The sequence below is a fragment of the Marinobacter excellens LAMA 842 genome (assembly GCF_001574445.1).
Lineage (GTDB): Bacteria > Pseudomonadota > Gammaproteobacteria > Pseudomonadales > Oleiphilaceae > Marinobacter > Marinobacter shengliensis.
In genome coordinates, this window is sequence record NZ_LOCO01000032.1 from 35937 (window position 1) to 43310 (window position 7374).

General features: G+C 57.3%; 5 protein-coding genes. 1 reads left to right on the plus strand and 4 read right to left on the minus strand.

Translation table 11 applies throughout. The annotated features are described in order from the left end of the window. Positions 1–15: 15 nt before the first annotated feature. The 4 genes from ntrC to glnA form a co-directional block, all read right to left on the minus strand. The gene (gene ntrC / locus J122_RS18625; RefSeq protein ID WP_061333588.1) at positions 16–1449 is read right to left on the minus strand and encodes a nitrogen regulation protein NR(I); all 1434 of its coding nucleotides are present in this window, start codon (positions 1447–1449) and stop codon (positions 16–18) included. Further along, a complete protein-coding gene (glnL, locus tag J122_RS18630; RefSeq protein WP_156471785.1) occupies positions 1446–2546 on the minus strand; it encodes a nitrogen regulation protein NR(II) in 1101 nt (366 codons plus the stop codon). Before glnL ends, ntrC begins: the two co-directional genes overlap by 4 nt. 240 nt (positions 2547–2786) lie before the next feature. Continuing rightward, complete coding sequence (locus tag J122_RS18635) at positions 2787–3311, minus strand: DUF4124 domain-containing protein (RefSeq protein WP_061333595.1); 525 nt, start codon at positions 3309–3311, stop codon at positions 2787–2789. A gap of 198 nt (positions 3312–3509) precedes the next feature. Further along, positions 3510–4913, minus strand: coding sequence for a glutamate--ammonia ligase (gene glnA, locus J122_RS18640; RefSeq protein WP_061333589.1), 1404 nt, complete (start codon positions 4911–4913; stop codon positions 3510–3512). Between the two features lie 391 nt (positions 4914–5304). On the opposite strand from glnA, the gene typA reads away from it, so the two are divergent. Beyond that, positions 5305–7116, plus strand: coding sequence for a translational GTPase TypA (typA, locus tag J122_RS18645; RefSeq protein ID WP_061333590.1), 1812 nt, complete (start codon positions 5305–5307; stop codon positions 7114–7116). Positions 7117–7374 lie beyond the last annotated feature (258 nt).

The following is a 7374-nucleotide window of genomic DNA, read 5'->3' on the forward strand; positions in this document are numbered from 1 at the left end:
GGGCGGGGAGGGATGTTAATCCTCCTCCCCTTCCGGATGGTCCAGGCCGAGCTCATTGATCTTCCGGGTCAGCGTATTCCTGCCCCAGCCAAGCAGCACGGAGGCATCCCGGCGGCGCCCGCCGGTATGCTTCAGGGCCACCTCAATCATAATCTTCTCGAACTCCGGTACGGCGGTGTCCAGGATCGACTTCTTGCCGCGCTTCAGTTCCTGTTCTGCCCAGTTTTTCAGGCCTTCCTGCCAGGTCTGGCCAGTGGCGCTGTGCTCACTTTCCGCCTGGTGCAGGAGTTCGGGGGGCAGGTCATCTACATGAATCTCGCGCCCGCTGGCCATCACGGTCAGCCAGCGGCAGGTGTTTTCCAGCTGGCGGACGTTACCGGGCCACGGCAGGGTGGTCAGGTACTCTTCGGCATCCGGGCGCAACAACTTGGGCTCTACCGCCAGTTCCTTGGCGGCCCGTTTCAGGAAGTGCTGCATCAGGCGGGGAATGTCTTCCCGCCGCTCCGCCAGCTTGGGCAGATGCACGCGGATAACGTTCAGGCGGTGGAATAAGTCTTCCCGGAAGCTACCTGCCTGGACCAGTTTTTCCAGGTCTTGATGAGTGGCGGCGATGATACGCACATCCACTTTAATCGGGGTGGTGCCGCCTACCCGATAGAATTCGCCATCGGCCAATACTCGCAGCAGACGGGTCTGGGTGTCGGCTGGCATATCACCGATTTCATCCAGAAACAGGGTGCCGCCGTTTGCCTGTTCAAACCGCCCCTGGCGGGCGGCACCGGCACCGGTGAAAGCACCCTTTTCGTGGCCGAACAGCTCAGACTCAATCAGGTCTTTGGGGATCGCCGCCATATTCAGGGCAATGAAAGGGTTACGGGCCCGCGGGCTGTGGTTATGCAGGGCCTGGGCAACCAGCTCCTTACCGGTACCGCTTTCGCCGTTGATCAGCACCGTGATGTTGGAGTGGGACAAGCGGCCGATGGCCCTGAACACTTCCTGCATGGCCGGAGCTTCACCGATGATTTCGGTATTGCGCTGGGCGCTGTCGGCCTGGGGTTCGCTGGCGGCCCGTTTTTCATGACTGTGGGCCACAGCGCGTTTCACCAGGGCCACGGCATCGTCCACATCAAAGGGCTTGGGCAGGTATTCGAAGGCACCGGTCTGATAACTGGTAACCGCACTTTCCAGGTCCGAATGGGCGGTCATGATGATCACCGGCACATCCGGATGCTTGTCGACAATCTGTGAAAGCAGGGTGATGCCGTCTACTCCGGGCATGCGGATATCGCTGACGATGGCATCGGGCTGTTCGTGTTCCAGTCGCATCATGATGCTTTCGCCGCTGTCAAAGACGCGCGGCTGCATACCGGCCTGGTTCAGGGCGCGTTCCAGCACCCAGCGAATGCTCTTGTCGTCGTCGATAATCCAGACGTTTGCCGGTTGGCTCATTGGTTGTCCTCCAGAGGCAGGAAGATGATGAAATCGGTTCTTCCGGGCTCGCTCTCACACTCCACCAGCCCTCGGTGCTGGCCGATGATGCTTTGGGTAATGGAAAGGCCAAGGCCGGTTCCTGAGGCCCGGCCACTGATCATGGGATAAAAGATGTTCTGCAGAAGATCCGCTGGAATACCCGGGCCGTTATCGATGATGTCGGCCCGGCACACCAGCCGATGACGACGGTGGCCGATGGTGAACTGGCGAAGCGCACGGGTACGGAAAGTGATGGTCGGCGGTACATCGGAAGGCGTGGCGCCTTCGTTCTCGAAGGCGGCTTCCATAGCGTTGCGGGCGATGTTCAGGAACGCCTGGATCAGTTGTTCCTTGTCGCCCGGGAACTCGGGGATGCTGGGGTCGTAATCCCGTTTCAGGCGGACCCGGCCTTTGCTCTCAGCCTCAACCAGAGTACGTACCCGCTCCAGCACCTCGTGGATATTGGTGGGTGCAATCTTCAACGCCTTGTTGGGGCCGAGCATACGATCGACCAAGCTGCGCAGGCGGTCTGCTTCGTCAATGATTACCCGGGTGTATTCGCGCTGGTCTTCATCGTTCAGCTCCCGGTCAAGCAGTTGAGCCGCGCCACGAATGCCGCCCAATGGGTTCTTGATTTCATGGGCCATGCCGCGAACCAGGATCCGGGTGGTCTCCTGTTGGGAGATGATGTCTTCCTCGCGGCTGATGCGCATCAGCCGGTCCCGGGGCTGGATCTCGATCAACAGCTCCATGGGCTCAAGGCTGATGGGTGTCACCGAATAGTCCACCGTCAGCCTTGAGCCGCTCAGTAAAGCGAACTCTGCTTCTCGCCGGGTGTAGGATTGGCCATTGCCTGCTGCCGCATACAGGGTTTTCAGGGCGTCCGCAGAATCGAGCAGAACGTCTTTCAGGGGCAGGCCCTGGCTACGGGTCATGCTGGTTTCAAACAGACTTTCGGCGGCGGGGTTCAGGTAACGGATGGTCAGGTCGTTTCCCAGCACCAGAACGGCCGTGGTCAGGCTGTCCAGAATGCTCTTATAACCGCTTCCCAGCGAGATGGATGGTTGGAACGACATGCTTGGTTTCCGTTTTAAACTCATGGTGGTTACCCCGGTTTTGCAAAAAGCGAACCAGTTTTGCCTGCTGAGATAAGATGATGGTCTAAGTACGGGCACAGCGGGGCCCGGAGGGCATCCGGGTGCTGTAGGTTGGTGCAGATGGGGAGCTTGTCGCTACAGGCAGCCGGGGTTTTGCCCCTTCGCTGCCCAAAGTATGGCTTTATCGTGGTGCAGTTGCACTAAAGTGGTGCGCAAATGTCAGTTCAGGCGGGAAGGGCGGTGAATGGTAAAGGTGATTGGCTGGCCGCTTTTTACCTGTATGCCATCGCGATCCACGATGTGAACACCCGCCTGATGGGTGCCCCGGTCAATATTGCGGACGGTGATGGAGCCAGAGGTACTTTGGCCAACCGGTTGGCCGTCCAGAGTAACCTCATAGCGATGACCGCGCCGAAGGCTCGGGGTGCTACGCACTTCAAAGGTGACGTCGCCGTTGCCACTGTGGAAGGCCTGGTCGTTCTCAGGGGAGATCAGGGAAAGGCTCTCATAGGCTGCACCTTCGCGCTCCACTTCCTCAAGCAACTGTTCGGTTTCTCTCACCGCGTCAGGCTTTGGCAGTGTGATGGTGGTTACCGGTTTAACCTCGATTTCTTCCCCACCCTGCATGGGCTCGTCCGAGAAGGTTACATTGCCCTGAGCATCCACATGGCGGTAAACCTCAGCGTGAACCGATGCGGTGGCCAGCAGTAACAAGCCGGTGGCGAGGGTGAGCGGTGCTTTCATGACAATAACCTGCGGTAGTGAACTGTCTCGATTATCGGTGGCGGCTCCGGGCATTTCAACGCCGGAGGGCAATCCCTTGGTTACATATCGTTAAGGGCGCGGGGTGTTTGGTCGGATTTGCGAAAAGCGGCACAAAAAAGCCCCGCACGAGGCGGGGCTTTAAGGCTGGAATGCTTTGCACCATATTGGTGCGCTACATTAGCAGGAGTAGTAAAGCTGGAACTCAACCGGGTGAGTGGTCATGTTCAGTTTCTCAACTTCGCCACGCTTCAGGTCGATGTAGCCTGCGATCATGTCTTCGGTGAACACGCCGCCACGGGTCAGGAACTCGTGGTCTTCTGCCAGGCAGTCCAAGGCTTCAGACAGGGTCTCGGCAACCTTCGGAATGTTCAGCGCTTCTTCCTTCGGCAGGTCGTACAGATCCTTGTCCATGGCATCGCCAGGGTGGATCTTGTTCTGGATGCCGTCCAGGCCGGCCATCATCAGGGCTGCGAACGCCAGGTACGGGTTAGCCGCCGGGTCAGGGAAGCGCACTTCGATACGACGTGCTTTCGGGCTGTTTACATACGGGATACGGATAGAGGCAGAGCGGTTGCGGGCAGAGTAGGCCAGCATTACCGGTGCTTCATAGCCCGGAACCAGACGCTTGTAGCTGTTGGTGGCCGGGTTGGTGAAGGCGTTGATGGCCTTGGCGTGCTTGATCACACCACCGATGTAGTACAGGGCGGCTTCGCTCAGGCCCGCGTAGCTGTCGCCGGCGAACAGGTTCTTGCCGTCTTTGCTTAGGGACATGTGTACGTGCATGCCGGAGCCGTTGTCACCAACCACCGGCTTGGGCATGAAGGTGGCGGTTTTGCCGTAGGCGTGGGCCACGTTGTGTACACAGTACTTCAGAATCTGAACTTCGTCAGCTTTGCGGGTCAGGGTGTTGGCGCCAACGCCGATTTCACACTGGCCAGCGGTGCCCACTTCGTGGTGGTGTACTTCAATTTCCAGGCCCATGGATTCCATGGCGGCACACATGGCGCCACGCAGGTCGTGCAGGCTGTCGACCGGCGGAACCGGGAAATAGCCGCCTTTCACGCCTGGGCGGTGGCCGATGTTGTTGCGATCGAAGTCTTCGCCGGAAACCCAGGCAGCTTCTTCAGAGTGAATGTGGTAAGACGCGCCTTGCATGTCCACATTCCATTTAACGGAATCGAACACGAAGAACTCGGGCTCCGGGCCAAACAGCGCGCCATCGGCGATGCCGGTGGACTTCAGGTATTCTTCGGCACGACGGGCAACAGAGCGGGGATCGCGCTCATAACCCTGCATGGTAGAAGGCTCTACAATGTTGCAGGTGATGTTGACAGTGGTTTCTTCGGTGAACGGATCCAGTACGGCGGTCTCGTCGTCCGGCATCAGGATCATGTCGGATTCGTTGATACCTTTCCAGCCAGCAATAGAGGAGCCGTCAAACATTTTGCCGTCAGCAAAGAAATCTTCATCGGCTTCGGTGGCGGGCAGGGTGACGTGCTGCTCTTTTCCGCGGCTGTCGGTGAAGCGCAGGTCAATCCATTTCACTTCGTGTTCTTTGATCAAATCAATCGTCTTGGACATTGTGCATGCTCCGTAGTGATGTCGTGTTCGTTATGCCGGATCGTTCAGCGGGCTGAAGCCCGATCTTTTTCAGGTCAGGGCAGCTTAACAGAAGCTGTTGGCTCTTACCTTTCAATTACGGCTGCACAAGGATAAGCAAGGGGCTTGCCAGTTTTTCGGTTTTGCGCCAGAACAGCGCAGCGGCAAGGCTTTGGGGCGATTCTGGCGCACCGGAGTGCAGCTTACAGGCATTGGTTGCACTGAATGTGTGCACTTTATTGGTGCATTGATTCTTATCCTGCCTGATAACGGTGCATTAGTCGATTGGTTACATATTAGGCACTATTCTTCATATTATCGACATGGACTTTTCTATATACTGCTCGCCGCTAAATTCTGCAGGATACCCGTTGTGATTGATAAGCTTAGAAACGTTGCCATTATTGCCCACGTTGACCACGGTAAAACCACCCTGGTAGACATGTTGTTGCGCCAGTCTGGCACTCTGGACCGTAAGGAGCTCGAGAACGAGCGCGTTATGGATTCCAATGACCAGGAAAAAGAGCGTGGCATTACCATTCTGGCCAAGAATACTGCCCTTAAATGGAAGGACTACAATATCAACATCGTGGACACCCCGGGGCACGCGGATTTTGGCGGCGAAGTAGAGCGCGTCATGAGCATGGTAGACAGTGTGCTGCTGGTGGTGGATTCCATCGACGGCCCCATGCCGCAAACCCGCTTTGTAACCCAGAAAGCGTTCGCAGCGGGCCTGCGCCCGATTGTGGTCGTAAACAAGATTGACCGCCCCGGCGCCCGCCCGGATTGGGTTGTAGACCAGGTATTCGACCTGTTCGACAACCTGGGTGCCACCGACGAGCAGCTGGATTTCCCGATTGTTTACGCCAGCGCCCTGAACGGCATTGCCGGTCTGGATCACGAAGACCTGCAAGACAACATGGATGCCGTGTTCCAGGCGATTGTTGACCACGTGCCGGCTCCGGCGGTTGACCTTGATGGCCCGTTCCAGATGCAGATCTCCCAGCTGGACTACAACAGCTTTCTGGGGGTTATCGGTATTGGCCGCATCATGCGCGGCAAGGTTAAAACCAACACTCCGGTGGTGGCTGTTGGCGCCGATGGCAAGAAGCGTAATGGTCGTATCCTGAAGATCATGGGCCATTCAGGCCTGCAGCGTGTGGAAGTTGAAGAAGCGCAGGCTGGCGACATTGTGTGCGTGAGTGGTCTGGATCAGCTGTACATCTCTGATACCTTATGCGACCCCGCCAATGTTGAGGCACTGCCGGCACTGACCGTTGACGAGCCCACCGTATCCATGACTTTCCAGGTAAACGATTCACCGTTTGCCGGCAAAGAAGGCAAGTACGTGACCAGCCGTAACATCAAAGAGCGTCTGGAAAAGGAGCTGCTGCACAACGTGGCGCTGCGGGTTGAAGAAGGCGACTCGGCTGACAAGTTCAAGGTGTCTGGCCGTGGTGAACTGCACCTGTCGGTTCTGATCGAGAACATGCGTCGCGAAAACTTCGAGCTGGCCGTAGGCCGTCCGGAAGTGGTGGTCAAGGAAGTAAACGGTCAGAAGGAAGAGCCGTACGAAAACGTGATCATCGACATCGAAGAGCAGCACCAGGGCGCGATCATGGAACAGATGGGTCTGCGTAAGGGTGACATGACCAACATGATCCCGGACGGCAAGGGCCGAATCCGCCTGGAATACACCATTCCGGCCCGCGGCCTGATCGGTTTCCGGAACACCTTCCTGACCATGACTTCCGGTACCGGCATCCTGACTTCCACCTTCAGCCACTACGGCCCGGTGAAAATGGGTGACGTAACCAGCCGCCAGAACGGCGTTATCGTTTCCATGGCGACCGGTACCGCGCTGACCTACTCGCTGGAAACCCTGCAGAGCCGTGGCAAGCTGTTCCTCGACCCGGGTCAGGAGATCTATGAAGGCCAGCTGTGTGGTATCCACAGCCGCGACAACGACCTGGTGGTTAACCCCACCAAGGGCAAGAAGCTGGACAACATGCGTGCTTCCGGTAAAGACGAAGTGATCGGCCTGGTGCCGCCCATCAAGTTCACCCTGGAGCAGGCGCTTGAGTTCATTGATGACGATGAGCTGGTAGAGGTAACGCCCAAGTCGATCCGTCTGCGTAAGAAACTGCTGACCGAGAACGAGCGTAAGCGCGCCGGTAAGAAGTAAAAGACTTTATGCCACAGACAACACGGACGTACACGGACAGCTCAAGGAAAGAGCTACTCCTTCGTCCGTGAACGTCCGTGTTGTCCGTGGCCGATATTCTTTTGTTTTGGCTTTTCATGTTTCCTCAAGCGTTACCGTGATTCCCTTCGCTAATCTCAGCTAGGAGTCTGCGCGGCAGAAGCTCGTTTCTGGCATAATAAACCGAAAATTTTTCGGCAACAGGACGTCTGATGGGAACCACTTTCCGCCCGTACTCGC